Origin of the sequence: Acidovorax sp. sif1233 (assembly GCF_019218755.1) — a bacterium.
Classification (GTDB): domain Bacteria; phylum Pseudomonadota; class Gammaproteobacteria; order Burkholderiales; family Burkholderiaceae_C; genus Acidovorax.
In genome coordinates this window covers 254,998-274,794 of the sequence record NZ_JAHUWZ010000002.1, presented here as the reverse complement: position 1 = coordinate 274,794, position 19,797 = coordinate 254,998, and the positions used below count along the sequence as shown (strand labels likewise).

Genomic DNA, 19,797 nt, shown 5'->3' with positions numbered 1-19,797 from the left:
GGAGGGGTGAGGGAAATCAGGGAGAAGTGAGCTGGCGGGAGATGCGCGCGGCGGCGATGACGGCCATGCCGGTGAGCGCGGCCTCCTGCCCCTGGGCTCGCAAGATCGGGGCCATCAGGGTGATGGCCCCCGCGGCCTGCCGGGGAGAGCCGAACACGGGCACGCTGACGCCCCAGACACCGGCATCCACCTCGCCGGAGCTGACGGCGTAGCCCGCCTTGGCAATGCCTTCCAGCTCGGCCAGCGCCGCCTGGCGCTCGGTGGTGCCCGCGCCGTAGTGCAGGTCCAGAATGGCATTGCGCGTGGCCGGGGCCACATGGGCCAGCAGGCACTTGGCGGAGGCGCCGGCGCGCAGCGGTACGCTGCGCCCCTTTTCGAACGAGCAGCGCAGGGCCTGCGTGCTGTCCACCATGTCCAGGCATACCACGCTGTCGTTGACGGCCACCACCAGCCCCACGCTTTCGTGGGACTGCCGGGCCAGGGCCTGCATGTCCGGCCGCGCGTGGTGCACCAGGTGCGACGCCATGTCAAAGCCCAGGGCCAGTTGCAGGCTCAGCGGCCCGGGCGCGTAGTGCCCGCTGCTCTCCAGTACGAAGCCCCACAGCTTGAGCCGCGCGAGTTGCCGGTACAGCGTGCTGCGCGCCAGGCCCGTGGCCTCCATCAGCTCGGCGGCCGACATGGGCTGGCCATGCTGCGCCAGCACCGCCAGCACGTGCAGAACACGGTCGGCGGCGGCAACGGAGGTCGGTCCACGGGTGGGCATGGACTCAGTATCAAAGGATTGCAGCGGCATTCAAACCCAGCATTCCCACCGAATGGGAATGCCGTTCCCTTTTTTCACATCCCTGTCACACCTCCTTGCCGACGCTGTTTCACTTCACCATGGGCAGGTTCAGGCCCTGCTTCTTCGCCGTTTCCACGGCCAGTTCGTAGCCTGCGTCGGCATGGCGCATCACGCCGCTGCCGCAGTCATTGACCAGCACGCGCGCCAGGCGCTCGGCCGCCGCATCGGTGCCATCGGCCACGATGACCATGCCCGAGTGCTGCGAATAGCCCATGCCCACGCCGCCGCCGTGGTGCAGGCTGACCCAGGTGGCACCGCCCGAGGTGTTGAGCAGTGCGTTGAGCAGCGGCCAGTCGCTCACGGCGTCGGTGCCATCCTTCATGCCTTCGGTCTCGCGGTTGGGACTGGCCACGCTGCCGGTATCGAGGTGGTCGCGGCCGATCACGATGGGCGCCTTCAGCTCACCGCTCTTCACCATCTCGTTGAAGGCCAGGCCCGCGATGTGGCGCTCGCCCAGGCCCAGCCAGCAGATGCGCGCGGGCAGGCCCTGGAAGGCGATGCGCTCGCCCGCCATGTCGAGCCAGCGGTGCACATGCTTGTTCTCCGGGAACAGCTCTTTGATCTTGGCGTCGGTCTTGCGGATGTCTTCCGGGTCACCCGACAGCGCCACCCAGCGGAACGGGCCCTTGCCTTCGCAGAACAGGGGGCGGATATAGGCGGGCACAAAGCCGGGAAAGTCGAAGGCGTTTTTCACGCCCTCGTCGAACGCCACCTGGCGGATGTTGTTGCCGTAGTCCACCGTGGGAATGCCCATGGCCTGGAAGTCGAGCATGGCCTGCACGTGCACCGCGCAGGAGCGGGCTGCGGCCTTCTTCAGGACTTCGTGCTGCGCCACATCCTGCTGCGCCGCGCGCCATTGCTCCACCGTCCAGCCGCTGGGCAGGTAGCCGTTGACGAGGTCGTGGGCGGAGGTCTGGTCGGTGACGAGGTCGGGCTTCAACCCACCCGCCTGGGCGCGCTTCACCAGTTCAGGCAGCACGTCGGCCGCATTGCCCAGCAGAGCGATGGAGATGGCCTCCCTGGCCGCCGTGTGCTGCTGAATAAGTTCGATCGCATGGTCGATGTCGCGCGCCTGCTTGTCCACATAGCGCGTGCGCAGGCGAAAGTCGATGCTGCTTTGCTGGCATTCGATGTTGAGCGACACCGCGCCCGCGAAGGTGGCGGCCAGCGGCTGCGCGCCGCCCATGCCGCCCAGGCCCGCGGTCAGGATCCACCTGCCCTCGAGCGAGCCGCCATAGTGCTTGCGGCCGGCTTCGGCAAAGGTCTCGTACGTGCCCTGCACGATGCCTTGCGTGCCGATGTAGATCCAGCTGCCGGCGGTCATCTGGCCGTACATGAACAGGCCCTTCTGGTCCAGCTCGCTGAAGTGCTCCCAGTTGGCCCACTTGGGGACCAGGTTGGAGTTGGCCAGCAGCACGCGGGGTGCGTTGGCATGGGTCTTGAACACGCCCACCGGCTTGCCGGACTGGATGAGCAGGGTTTCGTCGTCGTTCAGGTCCTTGAGCGAGGCGAGGATCTGGTCATAGCACTCCCAGTTGCGCGCGGCGCGGCCGATGCCGCCGTACACCACCAGGTCCTGCGGGCGCTCGGCGACTTCGGCGTCCAGGTTGTTCTGGATCATGCGGTAGGCGGCTTCGGTGAGCCAGCTCTTGCAGGTGAGCTGGCTGCCGCGCGGCGCACGGATCACGCGGCTGGCGTCGTGGCGGGGATCGGTGTTGGAAGCGGCTGCAATGATGGCGTCGTTGGCGTTCATGGTGGGCTCCTGTGAATGGGTGGCGTGGCAAAGAGAGAAAGAAAGGAAAAAATCAGGAATGGCTGGGCAGGCACTGCAGCAGCGGCGCGGGCCATGGCGTCTCCGAGGCCCATTCGCGCATGGATTCGATGTCGGTGGCCAGGAAGCGGTCTTGCTCCAGGTAGGCCACGCGCTGGCGGATGGCAGCGAACTGGTCTTCGATGAGCACAGAAGATTTCAGGCTGCGGTCGAACTCCATGCCCTGCGCGGCGGCCATGGCCTCGATGCCCACCATCACCGCCGCATTGCGCACCATGTCGCCCAGGCGGCGTGCGCCGTAGGTGGCCATGGAAACGTGGTCTTCCTGGTTGGCCGACGTGGGCAGGCTGGTCACGCTGCTGGGGTTGGCCAGGCACTGGTTCTCGGCCGCCAGCGCGGCGGCGGTGACCTGGGCGATCATGAAGCCCGAGTTCACGCCGCTGTCGCGGATCAGGAAGGCCGGCAGGCCCGACAGGCCGGGGTCGAGCAGCAGCGACAGTCGGCGCTCGGAGATGGCCCCGATCTCGGCCACGGCCAGCGCGATGATGTCCGCCACGAAGGCCACGGGCTCGGCGTGGAAGTTGCCGCCCGAGATCACGTCACCGTTGTCGAATACCAGGGGGTTGTCGGACGCGGCGTTCGCCTCGATGGCCAGCACGCGCGCGGCGTGGTGCAGGTTATCGAGGCACGCGCCCATCACCTGCGGCACGCAGCGGATGGAGTACGGGTCCTGCACGCGGCCGCAGTGGGGATGCGAAGGGTCGATGGCGCTGCCATCCAGCAATGCGCGCACGGCGGCCGCCACGGCGATCTGCCCCGCCTGGCCGCGCGCCTCGTGGATGCGTGCGTCAAACGGCTTGACCGAGCCCTTGATGGCCTCGAGCGACAGGCAGCCTGCGACCAGCGCGGCGGCGAAAACGCTCTCCGCGCCGAACAGCCCCGCCAGCGCGAGCGAGGTGGATACCTGCGTGCCGTTGAGCAGCGCCAGCCCTTCCTTGGGGCCCAGCACGAACGGCGCAAGGCCGATGGAGCGCATGGCCTCGGCCCCAGACACCACCGTGCCATCGACCTTGGCCTGCCCTTCGCCGATCAACACGCAGGCCAGGTGGGCCAGCGGCGCCAGGTCGCCCGACGCGCCCACCGAACCCTTGGCCGGAATCACGGGCAGCACGTTGGCGTTGGCCATGGCCAGCAGCGCATCCACGATCTCGGGACGGATGCCCGAATGCCCACGCGCCAGGCTGATGGCCTTGGTGGCCAGGATGAGGCGCACCACGGGATCGGGCAGCGCATCGCCCGTGCCCACGCTGTGCGACAGCACCAGGTTGCGCTGCAGCTCGGCGAGGCGCTCGTGGGCGATCTTGGTGCTGGCGAGCTTGCCGAAGCCGGTGTTGATGCCGTAGACCACCTGGTCTTCATCCACGATGCGCTGCACCGTGGCCAGCGACGCCTGCATGAGGGCACGCGCGGACGGGTCCAGCGACAGCTGCACGGGCGCGGCGTGGATGCTGCGCAATTCAGCCAGCGTAACCCGGCCGGGGTGCAAGATCAGGGAGGAAGCGGTGGTTTTTGTCATGGCGTTGATCCTGTATATACAAGTAGGTACAAGCGGAAAAAATCGTGCTCTTCAGGCAAGCGTTCAACCAGCGACCGGGTTGCCGTCGGCTCTAAAGCGGCTGCCCAGGCGGTAGCGGGTAGCGGGGTGCAAACAACGCACCACGGTGATGGGAATCCCGCGCGACCAGGTGCGGCGGGTGAGCAGCAGGCAGGGCTCCTGCGGCGACATCTCCAGCAGCGTGGCCTGCTCGGCGGTGGGCATGACGGCATCGACCACGTGCTCGATCTGGTCGAACGGCACGTTGCGCACCAGGTATTCGGAGGGCTGCAGCAGCGTGAAGTCCTGCGCGGCGAACTGGGGCACCTGGCGCGGATTCACGTGGCGGTCTTCCAGCTGCACGGGCAGGCCGTCCTCGCGGTGGACGCACAGCGAGTGGAACACCGACTCCCCCGTGCGCAGGTCCAGCGCTGCCGCCACTTCGAGCGTGGCCGAGATGCGCTCCACGGCCAGCACGTCGCAGCGGTAGTCGTGCCCCCGCTGGCGGATTTCGCTCGCGAGGTTGGCGATCTGCAGCAACGTGGACTGTGGCTTGTCTTCCGCCACGAAGCTGCCCACGCCGGCCACGCGCACGATGCGGCCCTGCTCCACCAGTTCGCGCAGCGCGCGGTTCACCGTCATGCGCGAGATGCCGAACTGGGTGACCAGCTCGTTCTCGGACGGCAGTCGGTCGCCCGCGCGCCAGATGCCTTCCTGGATCTTGCGCGAGATATGGTCCTTGATCTGCTCGTACAGCGCCATCGCCTGCGCGGGCGCCGCCACGGCCGCCACCGCCCTGGCTGGAGCGGCAAGCGGCGCGCTGCGCGGGGCAGCTGCTGCGGGACGGCGGGAAGGACGGGCGCTCATGGGACCAAGGCGTTCAGTGCAGGTCGGCCGCCATGGATTCGGCGCGGATCTCTTCCGTCAGGCGCGCCTTGAGGTCCATGAACTCGGGGCTGGTCTTGATCGTGTAATGGCGCGGGTGCGGCAGGTCCACCGCCAGCTCGGTCTTGATGCGGCCGGGCCGCGCGCTGAACACGGCCACGCGGTTGGCCATGAAGATGGCCTCGTCGATGTCGTGGGTGACGAAAAGCACGGTCTTGCGCTCGGCCTCCCAGATGCTCAGCAGCAGCTCCTGCATGAGCACGCGGGTCTGGTTGTCGAGCGCGCCGAAGGGCTCGTCCATCAGCAGGATCTTGGGGTCGTTGGCCAGCGCACGCGCAATCGCGGTGCGCTGCTGCATGCCGCCCGACAGCTGCTTGGGAAAGTGCTGCTCGAAGCCGCGCAGGCCCACCTTGGCGATGAAGTACGCGGCGCGTTCCTTCTGCTGGGCTTCGGGCATGCCGCGCTCGCGCAGGCCGAAGCGGATGTTCTGCTCGATGGTGAGCCAGGGGAACAGCGTGTAGCTCTGGAACACCATGCCGCGCTCGGCGCCCGGGCCTTCCACGGGCGCGCCGTCGAGCAGCACGCGGCCGCTGGTGGCGTGGTCCAGCCCCGCCACGATGCGCAGCAGCGTGGACTTGCCGCAGCCCGAGGGGCCGAGGATGGTGACGAAATCGTTGTCCTGCACTTCGAAGTCGACCGGCTGCAGCGCCTGCGTGCGCTGGCCCTTGGCGGTCTCGAAGACGCGCGAAACGGCTTGGATGGATACGCGGCTCATCGCACAAAACTCCAGGCAAACAGACGGTGGTTGAGCGCCTTGAAGGCGAAGTCGGACACCAGTCCGATGAGGCCGATGATGATGATGCCGAAGATGATCTGGCCGGTATTGAGCAGCGACTGGCTGTCGGTGATCATGTGGCCGATACCGCTCGAAGAACCGATCAGCTCGGCCACGATCACGTAGGTCCAGGCCCAGCCCAGCACCAGGCGCAGGGTCTCGGCGATCTCGGGCGCAGCGCCCGGGATGAGCACGCGCGTCACGATGCCCTTGTGGCCGGCGCCCAGCGTGTAGGCGGCCTCCACGAGGTCGCGCCGGGCGCCCCCCACGGTCACGGCCACCATCAGCGTGATCTGGAAGACCGAGCCGATGAAGATGACCAGGATTTTCTGCGTCTCGCCAATGCCGGCCCACAGGATGAGCAGCGGAATGAAGGCCGACGCGGGCAGGTAGCGGCAGAACGAGACGAAGGGCTCGAAGAACGCCTCGATGCCCTTGTAGGCGCCCATGGCAATGCCCAGGGGCACGGCGATCACTGAGGCCAGCACAAAGCCACCGACCACGCGCCAGATGGTCATGCCGATGTCCTTGATGAAGCCGTATTCGGTGAACAGCAGCCAGCCTTCCTTGGCCATGGTGATGGGGCTGGCCAGGAAGGTGGGCGACACGAAGCCGCCCAGCGTGAAGAACGCCCACACCGCCACGAACACGACGAAGAAGGCCAGCCCCAGCATCCAGCGGGCACGGCTGCTCACGGGCTCCAGGGGAGCCAGCGAGCGCCGGCGCACGGGAGCGTGGGACTCGGTAACGGACAGGGGTTGCACTGCAGACATGGCGCGCTCTTCTTTGGCTCGGGAAAACTCAGTTGTTACTTGATGAAGCTCGCGTCGAAGGTGGCGGCCAGATCTTCAGGCGCCTTGCGGATGATGCCGGCCTCCAGCAGGATGCCGGTGGCATCCTTCATGAACGTGGTCAGCTCGCCCGCGAAGAACTTCTGGTTGGCGGCCTTGTCCTGCCAGCGCAGGAAGGACGACGACTTGGCGAACTGCTCGCCCGTCTGCTTGACGGCCGCGCCCATGATCTCGTTGGACTTGGTGGGGTCGGCCTTGATCATGTCGAGCGCCTGGAAGTACGAATTGGCCAGGGCCTGCGCGGCCTTGCCGTTGGCCTTGAGCCAGGTGGGGTCGCAGCCGACGGTGTCCATCACCATGGGGTAGTCGAGCGTGGTGGCCAGGATCTTGCCGGCGGCAGGGTTGTCGCGCACGGTGGAAAGATAGGGCTCGTACGTCATGGCGGCATCGTTCTGGCCGGCCACGAAGGCCTGCGCGGCCGCCTGGGGCGACAGCGTGGTGGTCTTCACGTCCTTGAGGCTCATGCCGTTCTTGCTGAGCATCCAGGCCAGGCCGAAGTACGGGGCGGTGCCGGGAGCATCCACGCCGATGGTCTTGCCCTTCAAGTCGGCAAAGCCCTTGATGTCGCCCCGCACCGCGATGCCGTCGGCGCCGTAGGACTTGTCCATCTGGAAGATCTGCACGATGGGCACGCCGTTGGCGTTCCAGGCCACATGCGTCTCGACGGTGGTGGCGGCGCACTGGATGGACTTGGAGGCCAGGGCCAGGTGGCGGTCCTTCTGCGGGATCATCTTGATCTCCACATCCAGGCCGTTCTTCTTGAAGATGCCCGCCTTGTCGGCCAGGGTGAGCGGCGCGAAACCCGTCCAGCCGGACATGCCCAGCACAATCTTGGTTTCCTGCGCCTGGGCCGGGGCGGCCAGGGCCATCACGCATGCCGTTGCCGCTGCCAGCGACGTCCATTTCACAACCGATCGAGTCATCATCTGCTCCTGTTTGAAGAAAGTACCTTAGCCCATCCCGGCCGGGTCGCACCCGCATTCCAGCCGCCATGATGACAGCCGCAGCATACCTGTATATACAGGGTAAACGCTAAAGAGTCCCCAAAAGGGGCCGGTAGCCAGTCTGAGCAAGAATGAGGCCAACGTAAGTACCCCACGCCGGCGACCGCTGGTGAAAATCAGAAATTGATAGCAAACGATCCATGGCAGGTATATGCCCACGCCGGTCTGGCATCCATTTTGCGCTTCGCGAAATCGTACGAAGAAAAACACCGCGCCACGCCAACGCACCATCGCGGTGCAGTGCGGCGCCCTCGGCAGGCCGGGGGGCCGCGGGGGCACCCAGCTCAGGCGACGATCGGCAGGCGCACCGTGACCGAAAGGCCGGGCCCGGCGTTGCGCATCTGCAGCGTGCCGCCGTGCGCCTGTGCCACCAGCCGGCACAGGTACAGGCCCAGGCCCACGCCGCCGGTGGTGCGCTGCCGCGCCGTGTCGGGCCGGTAGAACGCCTGCGCCAGGTGCGGCAGGTGCTCTGGGGGAACACCCGGTCCGTGGTCGCGCACCTCCAGTTCGAGCGTCTGCGCCGCGAGGCGCAGATGCAACTCGGGCGGCGGCGCGGCCGGATCGCTGCTGTGGCGCAGGCTGTTGTCCAGCAGGTTGCGCAGCAGCAGGCGCATGCGGGAGCGGTCAAGCGACAGCGGCGGCATGCCCTGCTGTGCATGGAGGGTGATCCCCGCCGCGCCGGCATGGCGGCCGCCGAGCTCGGCCACCACCTCCCGCGCCAGCGCAGCCAGGTCCACGGGCTCGCGGTGCAGGGCGGCGTGGCGTCCAGCCAGGCGCTCGCTTTCGAGCAGGTCGGTGATGAGTCCGGCCATTTCACTCAGGTCGCGCATCAGGGCCTGCCGCTGGGCCTGCACGTCGGCGGTCTCGGGCAGCAGCTCGGTGTTCAGGCGGGCGCGGGTCAGGGGGCTGCGCAATTCATGGCTCATGGCCAGCAGCAGGGCCCGCTTGGCCTCCAGCATCTGGTGGATGTCATCCCCCATGGTATTGATGGTGGCCGCCAGTTGCCCCAGCTCGTCGGGCCGGTGGGCATGCCGCACGGGGATCGCCTGGGCGAAATTGCCTTCGCCAAACCGCTGCGCGCCCCGGCGGATGTCGTCGAGCGGGCGCAGCAGATGCCGCACGTACACATAGGCCAGCGCGGTGAGCAGCAACAGCACCGTGAGCGTGCCCCACGCAATGCGCGGGCGCTTTTCCCAGGACAGCGCATTGAGCCCGAACTCGATGCTGTGTCCGTCCGCCGTGGTGCGCTGCAGGAGCCGGCGGCCCTGGTCGTCGCTGCCATGGCCGTTCCAGTGCTCCTCGCGCTGGAACTTGTCGCTCATCCAGTCGCTGCGCGGCTGATCGGGGTGGGATTCCCAGTGGACCACCGGCCCGTCAATGCGCAGCGTGACCGGCAACCGGCTGGCGATGGCCTTCGCCCGCTCGATGCTGGGCGGGCTGCCGATCTCGTCCGCGAGGCGGTCCACGTAGTCCATCAGCAGGGGCCTGGCCGCCTCGCGCCAGCCCACGGACACCGCCTTTTGCACTCCGCCCATGAAGGTGACGGCCACCGTCACCGCGAGCGCCATGAACACCAGCACCAGCCGGATGCGCAGCGAATACCCGACCGCGCGCCGCGCGCGGCGGTGCCAGGGGCAATCGTGCCCGTCTTCGGCCCCCTCGCCAGGGCGCGAACGCCGCCAGAACCTCATGGCGCCGCCCGCCGCAGGGCCAGCGAGTAGCCCGCGTTGCGCAAGGTCTTGATGCAGTCGAGCGGTTCCAGCTTCTTGCGCAGGCGGCTCACCACGATATCGACGGCGCGGGTGTACAGCTCGGCCTCGTGCCCGCGCAACTGGTTCAGGATGTCATCGCGGCTGAACACCTTGCCCGGTTCGCGTGCCAGCAGATGCAGCAGGTCGAATTCGGTGCCGGTCAGCTCGACGATGCCCCCTTGTCGCAGCACGCTGCGGCGCGCGGCATCAATGCTGAGGCCTTCAAACTCCAGCGCCCCCGAATCGCCGCCCTGCCCCGGCGCGCGGCTGCGGCGCAGCACGGTCTGCAGCCGGGCCACCAGCTCGCGCGGCTCGAAAGGCTTGGGCAGGTAGTCGTCGGCACCCAGCTCCAGGCCCACCACGCGGTCCATCACCTCACCCCTGGCCGTGAGCATCACGATGGGCAGGTCCCCCTGCTTGCGGATGGTGCGGCACAGTTCAAAGCCGTCCATCTCGGGCAGCATGACATCAAGGATGGCGGCATCAAAGCCGCCCGCCCCGAGCCGGGCCAGGCCTTCGCTGGGCTTGAGCGCATGGACCAGTTCCAGCTCGAAACGCTGGAAATAGATGGCAAGCGGCGGACCCAGTTGGGCGTCGTCGTCAATGAGCAGGATGCGGTGCATGCGCGATTCTTACATTGGCAGGCCACTGCCGGCCACCGGCGGAGCAAGCAATGCGCGGTGCCGCCGGATGAGCTCCCGCAGGCGGTGCTGCGCAGGCAGGTGCAGCGCATCGAAGGCGTCCGCGGCCGCGAGCAGCGCAGGCAGGGCGGGCGCGGCGGCGGCGGGCTGGCGCGCCACGAGCCCGAGCGCATGCTCCCTGTCAAAGCGCGGCCCCCATACCAGCGACATCAACTCGTCATGGGGCTCGGGCATGCCTGCCAGCAGCACAGGGCCGTGCATGCGCACTTCCTGCGTCAAGTGGTGGATGGGATCCAGCATCGGTGACATGGAAAATGCTCCTGCCTCAGCCGCGCGCCATCCAGCCCCTGCGCCGCTGCATCAGCTCGCGCACCTTCTGCTGCTGGTCCGGATTCAGGCTGTCGTAGAAGTCCGCCAGCGCATTGATCACTTCAGGGCTGTTCGCCTGTACCGCGCGGGTCTTCTCCTCCAGCAGGCTCTGCGCGCGTGCACGGTCGAACTTGTCGCCCGCGACGATGGCCTGCACTTCCGCGCGCGGATCGGCTGTCTTGCCCAGGAAGGCCGTGCGCTGTGCCTCCATCCTGTCCGCCAGCACATTGAGCTTTTGCTTCTGCGCATCGTTCAGGTCCAGCTTGCCGCTGACCCGGTCGACCACCTTGGCGCGCACCTCCGCCATTTTCTCCGGGCTCATGGGCCCGTGGCGGTGGGCTCCACTGGAACAGGCCGTCAGACCACCCACCATGATGGATGCGCCAAAGATTCCTACCAGCGTTCTCTTGATCCAGGGTTTCATGATCAGTCCTTTCGGGACGGTGTTGAACATGGCCCTGATGGTGCCGGCAGGTGCTTCGGGAGTGGTCTCGACGCAGTTTCGGTTTATTTCATTTTGTTTCGCGGGAGAAGGCGCTGGCAAAGGCCCAGGTCCTTTGGAGCGCTTCAAGCCGCGCCCGCAGGTGGGGTGCAGCAGCCAGATCGAGACAGGCGGAATCTCAGCGCAGGACGACGGACAGCACCACCAGCCGGTTCGACAGCTCCACGGCGTCGGTGCGCATCTGGATGAGTGGAACCGTGCCCACGCTGCCCCCGCCATACCAGATGTTGAAGGCCGTCACGCCGGGGAACCCGTCGGCGTGGCCATAGGCCTCGATGGCCTCGTCAATTTCGGCATGCAGGGTGGGAGTGCCGACCAGGACCTTTCCGTCAAACACTCGGGCCAGGTATTGCGCGGCGCCCTCGGGCCGAATGTGCAGTGTCAACACCCGCATGGTTTCTCGCTGCACGCACTCGGGGCGCACCCGTTCCCGTCGTCAACCCATCGCCTGGGGTTCGCGGTATTCCAGGTCTGCAAACTGCAACTCCCGCTCCATGCCATGGCTGTCTCCCCGCCAAGGCGCGAGATCGTCGGTTTGCTGGCGCTGGAAAACCCGCTCCATCGGCTGCCCCATTTGCAAGGCAGGCGCTTCTGGCCACGCTTCCAGATGATGGGATGGGGGATCGAAAGAAAACATGCTGAACTCCTCGCACGGGCACCGCACTGGCCCCGTGGTGATTGAGGCACGGGCCTGAACACACGCATGTCGGAACCACGTGAAGACAGGTGTAGGACAACACTGACGTGAATGCGGGCGCCGTCCCGCCGGCAGGATCGCAAAGCCCTGGGCGCCGTCAGGCGGCCTTTGCGAGCAGCGGGGATTCCCCGATCCCCAGGGCATCGCCCTCGCCCGCCAGAAGGCCGATGCAGTCCAGGGCCGTCGGCGGATCGCAGGGCTCGGCATAGACGCGCAAGGCTATGTCTTGGGCGGCGGGAGAGAAATAGAGCCAGAGATTGTCCTTTTCCTTGTCATAGCAGGAAAAGAGCGCCCTGCCGGACCCCGGGGGGCACATCAGGAACTTCGACATGAACATCTGCTGGATGCGCAGCGTGGGCTCAAAGGCCTGATCATCATTGCCGAGTGCCAATTTGTACCAACTGCTCATATGCGCCTTTCACCTGGCCGTGCCAGTAAATACGGATGGCCCATCGTATTTACGCAGCGCGGCCGCGGCACTTCTGGTGCGGCGCATCAATTTGTAGGACAGTGACTCCGAGCGGGGTTTACGGGCATGAGGCCGGATACGTGGCACGGCCCATCAGTCGTATGAAGCCTCCAGATCGGTGTGCGCCTCCGGGCGGGGCGCCCTCACGCGGGATCGATAGGCTCTGAGCGTCGCGCAACCCAGGCCGGTGATGTACAGCACCTGCGCCTTCTGCTGTGGCGAATCGACGGGCGGGAGCTGCACTTCCACCATACCGGCCGCACGCAACACGCGCAGCTTGTCGATGTTGACCACGTCCGATTCAATCAGGGGAAGCGCATCGCGCTCCAGCTCCCTTAGATACTCCATTGGCATGGCGGCCTCCGGCGTGAATGAAGGAATATTGTGCGGCGCGAGCCCCCCGGGTTCAAGGATTGATACACGAAGCTACAACCTTGCGGGCCCGGCAGCCAGGGGCCCCAAATGAAGCACCAGCGCGGCTGGGCGCCCCGCTGGCAGCCGCGTAAACCCCTGCCGATATTGTTGCCATTCGGATTTTTGTAACAAATCCCGCACCATCCATACCGGTCTTACCGTAGGAAACCGCCTACGCGGTCCTTCGCTGTTGTCGCACCCCGGCCTGGAGTACGCACACCTAGCATCCTTGCTTCATCAAAGGGGATGGCCATGCCAATCGTCGTGATTTTCTTCGGGATCCAGCTGATCGCCGTGGCGCTGGCCGCCGCGATCGTGGGCATCTGAGCCCCACCCGCGCCTGCCAGTGGCTCCATCACCGCTGCCCCCGAGCCTTCGAGGCTCTGACCCTGGCAAGGTCGCTGCCCCATCCAAACCGGACTTATTTCACGGTTGCGCCGCACACGGGCGGGTGGGCGGCCAGAATCGGACCTAGGATGTACCTACCGTCAAATCCCTGGCGGTTTCGCCCCTCCCTGTGCGAGTGATGCAATGATTTAGCCCGCCCCGTGCGGGCTATTTTTTTCAGCCCGCTTCCAGCTCCTGCAGCTGCCTCCACATCACCTTGCCGCTGCCGCTCTTGGGCAGTGCATTCACGAACTGCACGATGCGCGGCACCTTGTACACCGCCATGTTCTCGCGGCACCAGTCGATGATCTGCTGTTCGGTGGTGTCCTTGTGCGATGCGCGCAGCACCACCACGGCCTTCACGGTCTCGCCCCGGTAGCTGTCCTTGGCGGAGATGATGCAGGCCTCCTGGATGGCGGGGTGGCGGAACATCAGCGCCTCGACCTCCGCCGGCCAGACCTTGAAGCCGCTCGCGTTGATCATGCGCTTCAAGCGGTCGGTCAGGAAGAAGTAGCCGTCCTCGTCCATGCGGCCCAGGTCGCCCGAGCGGAAGAAGCGCTTGCCCTCGAACTCGATGAAGGCCGAGGCGGTGGCATCCGGGCGCTTCCAGTAGCCCTCGAACACCTCGGGGCCATGGACGATGATCTCGCCCTGTTCGCCGACGGGCACTTCCTGCAGCGTGTCGGGATCGACCACCCGCGCATCGGTGCTCATGAACGGGATGCCCAGGCACTGCTGCTTGGGGTGGTCGGGCGGGTTCGAGTGCGAGGGCGCGGCCGTTTCGGTGAGGCCGTAGCCCTCCGAGTAGCGCAGTCCGTACTGTTCGAGCAAACGCTGCGCCACGGCCTGCGGCATGGCCGCGCCGCCGCCGCCGATGTAGACCAGGCTGGAGAGGTCGTAGCTTGCGAAGTTCGGGCTGCCCAGCAGGTCGATGACCATGGTGGGGATGTTGGTCCAGTTGGTGACCTGGTAGCGCGAGATGAGGCGTCCGGCCAGGTCGCGCTCCCAGCGGGGCATGATGACCAGGGTGGCGGCGCAGTAGATGGCGGTGTGCATCACGCTCACCATGCCGGTGATGTGGAACATGGGCACCACGGCCAGCGTCACGTTGTCCACCGAACCCGTGCCCCACAGGGCGCCAGCCGCCGCGTTGTGCATGATGCTGCGGTGCAGGTGCATGCAGCCCTTGGGCAGGCCCGTGGTGCCGCTGGTGTAGGGCAGCAGCGCCAGGTCGCCTGGCCCGACCACCAGCTCCGGGGGGGCCTCCGCGCAGGCCAGGGCGTCCGTCCAGGCATGGGCCTGGCCGCCCTCCAGCGCAGGCAGCGGGTGGCGCGTGCCCAGCCACTCCCGCCAGGCCTCGGGCGGCGCATCTGTGCCCGTCACCTGCGCATCGAACGCATCCGTGAATTGCGTCACCACCAGGTGTGCCAGGCGTTCGCCCGCTGGCAGCGCGTTGCTTGCCTTGGCCATCTCCGCAGCCAGGTCGCCCGTGGTGAAGGCCACCCGGGTGTCGGGATCGGTGATGTAGTGCTTGAGTTCTTCCGCCCGGTTCATCGGGTTGACCGGCACCACCACCGCATTGGCACGCAGGATGGCGAAGTGCGCCATCACCAGTTGCGGGCAGTTCTGCATGCACAGCACCACGCGGTCGCCACGCTGCACCCCCAGGGCCACCAGTTTCGCCGCCAGGCGCTCGGCGCCTTCGAGCAGGGCGCGGTAGCTCAGCGAAGCACCAAAGAACACCAGGGCCGTCTTGTCCGGATACCGGCGGGCACTGATGGCCAGGTTGTCCCACAGCGAGGTGGACGGCAGGGTGATGGAGCGGGGCAGACGCTGGGGCCAGAACTTGTAGTGAGGGCGCATGGGTGATTCGGTTCCTTTGAACCCGCAGCCTAGAGGCCCTGCACCCGCGTGGCATTGGGGATGCCACTGATGCCGGGTCGCGCATGTGACGCCGAGGCGCCGCGCCGCACCGCACCGGCAGCGGACACGCAGCGGGGCAGCTGAGGCAGCCGGGGAATGAGGATGTCTCGGATACCATCCTTGCGAAGCCGCATTGTTTCCCTTCCAGCAACGACGAGTTGACGCATGCTCACCGCCACTTACTACGCCCTGATGCTCCTGGTCGGATACGCCTGGTACAGGTATGGACAGAAACTGCTCGACAAGGGCCTGCGCGACGAGAACGATGAGTTCACCAAGCCGCCTGTCGGGCCCGTCGGTTTTTTGCTCATCGGCGGTGTGGCGTGTTATCTGTTGTTCGAGGCCCTGCGCGCCCTGGTGCTGGGCAAGATTCCGTGCGTCGGGAAAGGCTGCGCAGGCCAGATCTACACCTTGGCAGAGCATTCCGACCAGTACTGGGCCAACCTGTTTTTTGTGGTGTGGATGGTGCTGGCCCTGGGCTACACGATGTACGTGGCCCTCAAGATCTGGTTCAGGGCATGAGGCCCTGCTCTCGCACCTGAAATGGCGGCAGGTGCCCGCCGGAACCGGCTCCACCGGCCCCGGCCGTCAGCTATTGACCTGCGCCCACAGCTTGTCCAGCCGCTTCACGCTCACCGGCTGGGGCGTGCGCAGCTCCTGCGCAAAGAAGCTCACGCGCAGTTCTTCGAGCAGCCAGCGCAGCTCTTGCATGCGCGCATCCACGGCGCCCTTACGGTCGGCCACCAGGCGCCAGTAGCGCTGCTCTTGCGGGCGCAGTTCGGCCAGCTTTGCAGCGTCGCGGGCGGGGTCGGCACGGTATTTTTCCAGGCGCAGCGTGATGGCCTTGAGGTAGCGGGCATAGTGCGCCAGCTGTGTCCACGGGGCGGCCGCAATGAAGTTCTTGGGCACCAGGCGCTGCAGCTGCTGCTGCGCGTCCTGCGTGGCCTCGGGGGCGTTCTTGGTGTCCTTGATCTTGCGGGCGGCCGCCGCGTATTCGGTGAGGATGGTGGCGGCCAGGCGCGCCACTTCGTTGGCGATCAGCGTGAGGCGGCCCCGGCCCTCCTCCACGCGGCGCTTGAAGGCGAACTCGTCGGTGGGCAGCGGGTCGAGCAGAAAGGCCCGGTCCAGCGCCACGTCGATGATCTGGGTGCGCAGCTCTTCCTGCGTACCCAGCGGCATGTAGGCCACCGCCATCTTCTGCAGGTCGGGAATGTTCTTTTCCAGGTACTTGAGCGCGTCCTTGATCTGCAGAGCGAACAGACGGCGCAGGCCCGCGCGGTGTTTGGCCGCTGCCACCTCGGGCTCGTCAAACACTTCGATGGTCACGGCGTCACCGCCATCGATGAGCGCTGGGAAGCCGATCAGCGTCTGGCCCGCCTTCTTGATCTCCATCAGCTCGGGCAGCTCGCCGAACGTCCAGGTGGCGTAGCGCTGGCCTGCGGGGGCAGACGGCGTGGCGCTGGCGGGTTTCGCAGGCTGGGCGGGCCGCGCAGCACCTCTTACTCCTGATTCAATAGCTGCTTGCGCTTTACCATCAAGCGCTGGAGGCATATTTGAATCAGATTTCGCACCCTCTGCCGCCGCGCCGCCGAGCTTGAGTCCCGCCAGCGCCTGGAATGCCCCGCGCGCCTTGGCGCCCCACTCCGCTTTCAGCGCACCCAGGTTGCGGCCGTGGCCCAGCTGGCGCCCGTGCTCGTCCACCACGCGGAAGTTCATGAACAGGTGCGGACTGAGCATGTCGAGCTTGAAGTCGGCGCGCTTCACATCGAGCGAGGTCTCGTCGCGCACCTGCTTGAGCAGCACATCGGTCAGGCTGCCGGTGCCAAAACGTTCGGGCGTGCCCAGCAGCTCGGCCAGGCGGGTAGCGGACTCGGGCAGTGGCACGAAGCGGCTGCGTGGGCGCTGCGGCAGGCTTTTGAGCAGCGCCTGGATCTTGTCCTTGAGCATGCCGGGCACCAGCCACTCGCAGCGCTCGTCGCTCACCTGGTTGAGCACAAACAGCGGGATGGTCACGGTGATGCCGTCGCGCGGGTCACCGGGCTCGTGCAGGTAGGTGGCGGCGCAATCCACGCCGCCCAGGCGCACGGTCTTGGGAAACGCGTTGCTGGTGATGCCCGCCGCCTCGTGGCGCATCAGCTCCTCGCGGGTGAGCTTGAGCAGGTCGGGTTGCTTTTTGGACTCCTCGCGGTACCAGGCCTCGAAGCCGTGGCCATTGCAGACATCCGGCGGCAACTGCTGGTCGTAGAAGGCGTAGATGAGTTCATCATCCACCAGCACGTCCTGGCGGCGGGACTTGTGCTCGATCTCTTCGACCTTGGCGATGAGCTTCTGGTTGGCGGCCAAGAACGGCAGCTTGGTCTCCCAGTTGCCGCCCACCAGCGCCTCGCGGATGAAAATCTCGCGCGCAGCGTGCGGGTCGATCTTGCCGAAGTTGATGCGCCGTCCGCTGTAGACCACGATGCCGTAGAGCGTCGCACGCTCCAGTGCCGTCACCTCGGCCGACTTCTTCTCCCAGTGCGGGTCGAGCAGCTGCTTTTTGAGCAGATGGCCACCCACTTGTTCGATCCACTGGGGCTCGATGGCAGCGATGCCGCGGCCGAACAGGCGCGTGGTCTCCACCAGCTCGGCCGCCACGATCCAGCGGCCGGGCTTCTTGGCCAGGTGGGCGCCCGGGTGTTTGTAGAACTTGATGCCGCGCGCGCCCAGGTACCAGTCTTCCTCTTCGCTGCGCGCGCCGATGTTGCCCAGCAGCCCGGCCAGCATCGACAGGTGCAGCTGCTCGTAGCTGGCAGGCTGGGTGTTGATGGGCCACTTGTGCTCGGCGACCACGGTGAGCAGCTGGGTGTGGATGTCGCGCCACTCGCGCAGGCGGCGGATGCTGATGAAGTTCTGGCGCAGCAGCTGCTCGTACTGGCGGTTGCTCAGCTTGTGGGTGGGCGCCGGCGCGGTGGCACTGGCCACGGCGGGCGCGGGTGCTGCCGCGGCCACCAGCCGCTGGGCCACGGGCAGGTGGGCCTGCGACGGTGCACGCTGGTTCGCCATCGCCTTTTGCGCACGGGCTGAGGGCAGCGTGGGCGCGCCGCCCCGGGCCTCGTTGATCCACTTCCACAGCTTGAGGTAGCCGCTGAATTCGCTCTTCTCGTCGTCGAACTTGGCATGCGCCTGGTCGGCCTGCTGCTGCGCCTCCATGGGCCGGTCGCGCACGTCCTGCACGCTCAGGGCGCTGGCAATCACCAGCACTTCATCGAGCGCCTTGCGGTCGCGCGCCTCCAGAATCATGCGGCCCACGCGCGGGTCCAGCGGCAGGCGCGACAGCTCCACGCCCATGGGCGTGAGTTCGTTGGCCTCGTCCACCGCACCCAGTTCGGCCAGCAACTGGTAGCCGTCGGCAATCGCGCGGCCGGAAGGGGCCTCGATGAACGGGAACTGCACCACGTCGCCCAGGTGCAGCGACTTCATGCGCAGGATGACGCCGGCGAGCGATGACCGCAGGATTTCCGGGTCGGTAAAACGCGGGCGGGCGTTGAAGTCCGCCTCGTCGTACAGGCGGATGCAGATGCCGTTGGCCACGCGGCCGCAGCGCCCGGCGCGCTGGTTGGCCGCCGCCTGGCTGATGGGCTCGACCAGCAGCTGCTCTACCTTGCTGCGAAAGCTGTAGCGCTTGACGCGGGCCGTGCCCGCATCGATCACGTAGCGGATGCCCGGCACCGTGAGCGAGGTCTCGGCCACGTTGGTGGCCAGCACCAGCCGGCGGCCGGTGTGGCCGTCGAAGATGCGGTCCTGCTCGGCCTGCGACAGGCGCGCGAACAGCGGCAACACCTCGGCATTGCGCATCACCGGCTGGTGGGCCAGGTGCTTGCGCAGGTGGTCCGCGGCCTCGCGGATCTCGCGCTCGCCGGGCAAGAAGATGAGGATGTCGCCACCAGCGTTGCCTTGCCAGAGCTCGTCCACTCCATCGGCAATCGCTTCGTTCAGGCCGTAGTCGCGCGTGTCCTCGAACGGGCGCCAGCGCTGCTCCACCGGAAAGGTGCGGCCGGAGACATAAATGATCGGCGCCGGCCCCTTGGCCGACTCGAAGTGCTTGGCAAACCGGTCGGCATCAATGGTCGCCGAGGTCACCACCACCTTGAGGTCGGGCCGGCGCGGCAGGATCTGGCGGATGTAGCCCAGCAGGAAGTCGATGTTCAGGCTGCGCTCGTGCGCCTCGTCGATGATGATGGTGTCGTAGGCCTTGAGCAGCGGGTCGGTCTGCGTTTCGGCCAGCAGGATGCCGTCGGTCATGAGCTTGACCGAGGCGTCGCGCGAGAGCCGGTCCTGGAAGCGCACCTTGAAGCCCACCACGTCGCCCAGCGGCGTTTGCAGCTCTTCGGCGATGCGCTTGGCCACGCTGCTGGCCGCGATGCGGCGCGGCTGGGTGTGGCCGATCAGCTGGCCCTTCTGGCCTGCGGGCGCATTGCACTTGCCCCGGCCCAGGGCCAGCGCGATCTTGGGTAGCTGCGTGGTCTTGCCCGAGCCGGTTTCGCCGCAGACGATGACGACCTGGTGCTTCTCGATGGCCTCCATGATCTCGTCGCGCTTGCCAGATACGGGCAACGATTCGGGAAAGGTGATGCGCAGCGGCGCGGTTCGCGGGGCGGATCGGGGGGGAGTGGGAGGCGCGGATTCGGTCATGAAGCCACGCATTATCCGAGGCGGGCGTTGGCCCCGTGCAACACAGGCCATGCGCGCGGCCAAACGGAGCACCCCGCGCTTCCTCCCTTGCGCGGTCTTTTGTCAAACGCCACTTTTTGGTGCCGGGGATTTCAGTATGTAATACCCCGGTTCCGCCCCGAAGATGTCTGCGTGGCGGGTGCCCTCCGG

Annotated in this window: 18 protein-coding genes; 1 reads left to right on the top strand and 17 read right to left on the bottom strand. The window is 66.8% G+C overall.

Going from position 1 to position 19,797, the window contains the following annotated elements; all coding sequences use genetic code 11:
- Positions 1-16 precede the first annotated feature (16 nt).
- From KW843_RS08670 to KW843_RS08595, 16 genes are all read right to left on the bottom strand, one after another.
- Positions 17-763, bottom strand: coding sequence for an IclR family transcriptional regulator (locus KW843_RS08670; protein ID WP_255594645.1), 747 nt, complete (start codon positions 761-763; stop codon positions 17-19).
- 109 nt (positions 764-872) lie between these two features.
- Entirely contained in the window at positions 873-2,597 is a 1,725-nt protein-coding gene (hutU, locus tag KW843_RS08665) for a urocanate hydratase (protein WP_218294734.1), read from the bottom strand.
- A 52-nt stretch (positions 2,598-2,649) separates the two neighbouring features.
- The gene (gene hutH / locus KW843_RS08660; protein ID WP_218294733.1) at positions 2,650-4,191 is read right to left on the bottom strand and encodes a histidine ammonia-lyase; all 1,542 of its coding nucleotides are present in this window, start codon (positions 4,189-4,191) and stop codon (positions 2,650-2,652) included.
- 63 nt (positions 4,192-4,254) lie between these two features.
- Positions 4,255-5,076 (bottom strand): histidine utilization repressor, encoded by an 822-nt coding sequence (gene hutC, locus KW843_RS08655; protein ID WP_218294732.1) that lies wholly within the window; start codon positions 5,074-5,076, stop codon positions 4,255-4,257.
- 13 nt (positions 5,077-5,089) lie between these two features.
- The gene (locus KW843_RS08650) at positions 5,090-5,869 is read right to left on the bottom strand and encodes an ABC transporter ATP-binding protein (protein WP_218294731.1); all 780 of its coding nucleotides are present in this window, start codon (positions 5,867-5,869) and stop codon (positions 5,090-5,092) included.
- Complete coding sequence (locus tag KW843_RS08645; protein ID WP_218294730.1) at positions 5,866-6,702, bottom strand: ABC transporter permease; 837 nt, start codon at positions 6,700-6,702, stop codon at positions 5,866-5,868. Before KW843_RS08645 ends, KW843_RS08650 begins: the two co-directional genes overlap by 4 nt.
- 35 nt (positions 6,703-6,737) lie before the next feature.
- Positions 6,738-7,703, bottom strand: coding sequence for an ABC transporter substrate-binding protein (locus KW843_RS08640; RefSeq protein WP_218294729.1), 966 nt, complete (start codon positions 7,701-7,703; stop codon positions 6,738-6,740).
- Between the two features lie 365 nt (positions 7,704-8,068).
- Complete coding sequence (locus KW843_RS08635; RefSeq protein WP_218294728.1) at positions 8,069-9,475, bottom strand: HAMP domain-containing sensor histidine kinase; 1,407 nt, start codon at positions 9,473-9,475, stop codon at positions 8,069-8,071.
- Positions 9,472-10,158 (bottom strand): response regulator transcription factor, encoded by a 687-nt coding sequence (locus KW843_RS08630; RefSeq protein WP_218294727.1) that lies wholly within the window; start codon positions 10,156-10,158, stop codon positions 9,472-9,474. Before KW843_RS08630 ends, KW843_RS08635 begins: the two co-directional genes overlap by 4 nt.
- Before the next feature lie 9 nt (positions 10,159-10,167).
- Positions 10,168-10,485 carry a hypothetical protein gene (locus KW843_RS08625; protein ID WP_218294726.1) on the bottom strand — a complete coding sequence of 106 codons (318 nt, stop codon included), beginning with the start codon at positions 10,483-10,485 and terminating at the stop codon, positions 10,168-10,170.
- 16 nt (positions 10,486-10,501) lie between these two features.
- Positions 10,502-10,969, bottom strand: a complete 468-nt coding sequence (locus KW843_RS08620) for a Spy/CpxP family protein refolding chaperone (protein ID WP_218294725.1) — start codon at positions 10,967-10,969, stop codon at positions 10,502-10,504.
- A 196-nt stretch (positions 10,970-11,165) separates the two neighbouring features.
- A complete protein-coding gene (locus KW843_RS08615; protein ID WP_218294724.1) occupies positions 11,166-11,441 on the bottom strand; it encodes a hypothetical protein in 276 nt (91 codons plus the stop codon).
- Positions 11,442-11,483: 42 nt separating this feature from the next.
- Entirely contained in the window at positions 11,484-11,684 is a 201-nt protein-coding gene (locus KW843_RS08610; RefSeq protein ID WP_218294723.1) for a hypothetical protein, read from the bottom strand.
- Positions 11,685-11,841: 157 nt separating this feature from the next.
- Positions 11,842-12,153, bottom strand: coding sequence for a hypothetical protein (locus tag KW843_RS08605; RefSeq protein ID WP_218294722.1), 312 nt, complete (start codon positions 12,151-12,153; stop codon positions 11,842-11,844).
- Between the two features lie 153 nt (positions 12,154-12,306).
- Complete coding sequence (locus KW843_RS08600; protein ID WP_218294721.1) at positions 12,307-12,567, bottom strand: hypothetical protein; 261 nt, start codon at positions 12,565-12,567, stop codon at positions 12,307-12,309.
- 624 nt (positions 12,568-13,191) lie between these two features.
- On the bottom strand, positions 13,192-14,877 hold the full coding sequence (locus KW843_RS08595; RefSeq protein WP_218294720.1) for a long-chain fatty acid--CoA ligase: 1,686 nt from the start codon (positions 14,875-14,877) through the stop codon (positions 13,192-13,194).
- Positions 14,878-15,102: 225 nt separating this feature from the next.
- Here KW843_RS08595 and KW843_RS08590 point away from each other — a divergent pair, with 225 nt between their 5' ends.
- Entirely contained in the window at positions 15,103-15,459 is a 357-nt protein-coding gene (locus tag KW843_RS08590; protein ID WP_218294719.1) for a hypothetical protein, read from the top strand.
- A 66-nt stretch (positions 15,460-15,525) separates the two neighbouring features.
- On the opposite strand, the gene hrpA is transcribed toward KW843_RS08590, so the two are convergent.
- Positions 15,526-19,608, bottom strand: a complete 4,083-nt coding sequence (hrpA, locus tag KW843_RS08585) for an ATP-dependent RNA helicase HrpA (protein WP_218294718.1) — start codon at positions 19,606-19,608, stop codon at positions 15,526-15,528.
- Between the last annotated feature and the right edge of the window lie 189 nt (positions 19,609-19,797).

Excerpts from the sequence above, each read along its gene's own strand:
- KW843_RS08670 (WP_255594645.1), bottom strand. The coding sequence starts at position 763 with ATGCCCACCCGTGGACCGACCTCCGTTGCCGCCGCCGACCGTGTTCTG.
- hutU (WP_218294734.1), bottom strand. The coding sequence starts at position 2,597 with ATGAACGCCAACGACGCCATCATTGCAGCCGCTTCCAACACCGATCCC.
- hutH (WP_218294733.1), bottom strand. The coding sequence starts at position 4,191 with ATGACAAAAACCACCGCTTCCTCCCTGATCTTGCACCCCGGCCGGGTT.
- hutC (WP_218294732.1), bottom strand. The coding sequence starts at position 5,076 with ATGAGCGCCCGTCCTTCCCGCCGTCCCGCAGCAGCTGCCCCGCGCAGC.
- KW843_RS08650 (WP_218294731.1), bottom strand. The coding sequence starts at position 5,869 with ATGAGCCGCGTATCCATCCAAGCCGTTTCGCGCGTCTTCGAGACCGCC.
- KW843_RS08645 (WP_218294730.1), bottom strand. The coding sequence starts at position 6,702 with ATGTCTGCAGTGCAACCCCTGTCCGTTACCGAGTCCCACGCTCCCGTG.
- KW843_RS08640 (WP_218294729.1), bottom strand. The coding sequence starts at position 7,703 with ATGACTCGATCGGTTGTGAAATGGACGTCGCTGGCAGCGGCAACGGCA.
- KW843_RS08635 (WP_218294728.1), bottom strand. The coding sequence starts at position 9,475 with ATGAGGTTCTGGCGGCGTTCGCGCCCTGGCGAGGGGGCCGAAGACGGG.
- KW843_RS08630 (WP_218294727.1), bottom strand. The coding sequence starts at position 10,158 with ATGCACCGCATCCTGCTCATTGACGACGACGCCCAACTGGGTCCGCCG.
- KW843_RS08625 (WP_218294726.1), bottom strand. The coding sequence starts at position 10,485 with ATGTCACCGATGCTGGATCCCATCCACCACTTGACGCAGGAAGTGCGC.
- KW843_RS08620 (WP_218294725.1), bottom strand. The coding sequence starts at position 10,969 with ATGAAACCCTGGATCAAGAGAACGCTGGTAGGAATCTTTGGCGCATCC.
- KW843_RS08615 (WP_218294724.1), bottom strand. The coding sequence starts at position 11,441 with ATGCGGGTGTTGACACTGCACATTCGGCCCGAGGGCGCCGCGCAATAC.
- KW843_RS08610 (WP_218294723.1), bottom strand. The coding sequence starts at position 11,684 with ATGTTTTCTTTCGATCCCCCATCCCATCATCTGGAAGCGTGGCCAGAA.
- KW843_RS08605 (WP_218294722.1), bottom strand. The coding sequence starts at position 12,153 with ATGAGCAGTTGGTACAAATTGGCACTCGGCAATGATGATCAGGCCTTT.
- KW843_RS08600 (WP_218294721.1), bottom strand. The coding sequence starts at position 12,567 with ATGCCAATGGAGTATCTAAGGGAGCTGGAGCGCGATGCGCTTCCCCTG.
- KW843_RS08595 (WP_218294720.1), bottom strand. The coding sequence starts at position 14,877 with ATGCGCCCTCACTACAAGTTCTGGCCCCAGCGTCTGCCCCGCTCCATC.
- KW843_RS08590 (WP_218294719.1), top strand. The coding sequence starts at position 15,103 with ATGCTCACCGCCACTTACTACGCCCTGATGCTCCTGGTCGGATACGCC.
- hrpA (WP_218294718.1), bottom strand. The coding sequence starts at position 19,608 with ATGACCGAATCCGCGCCTCCCACTCCCCCCCGATCCGCCCCGCGAACC.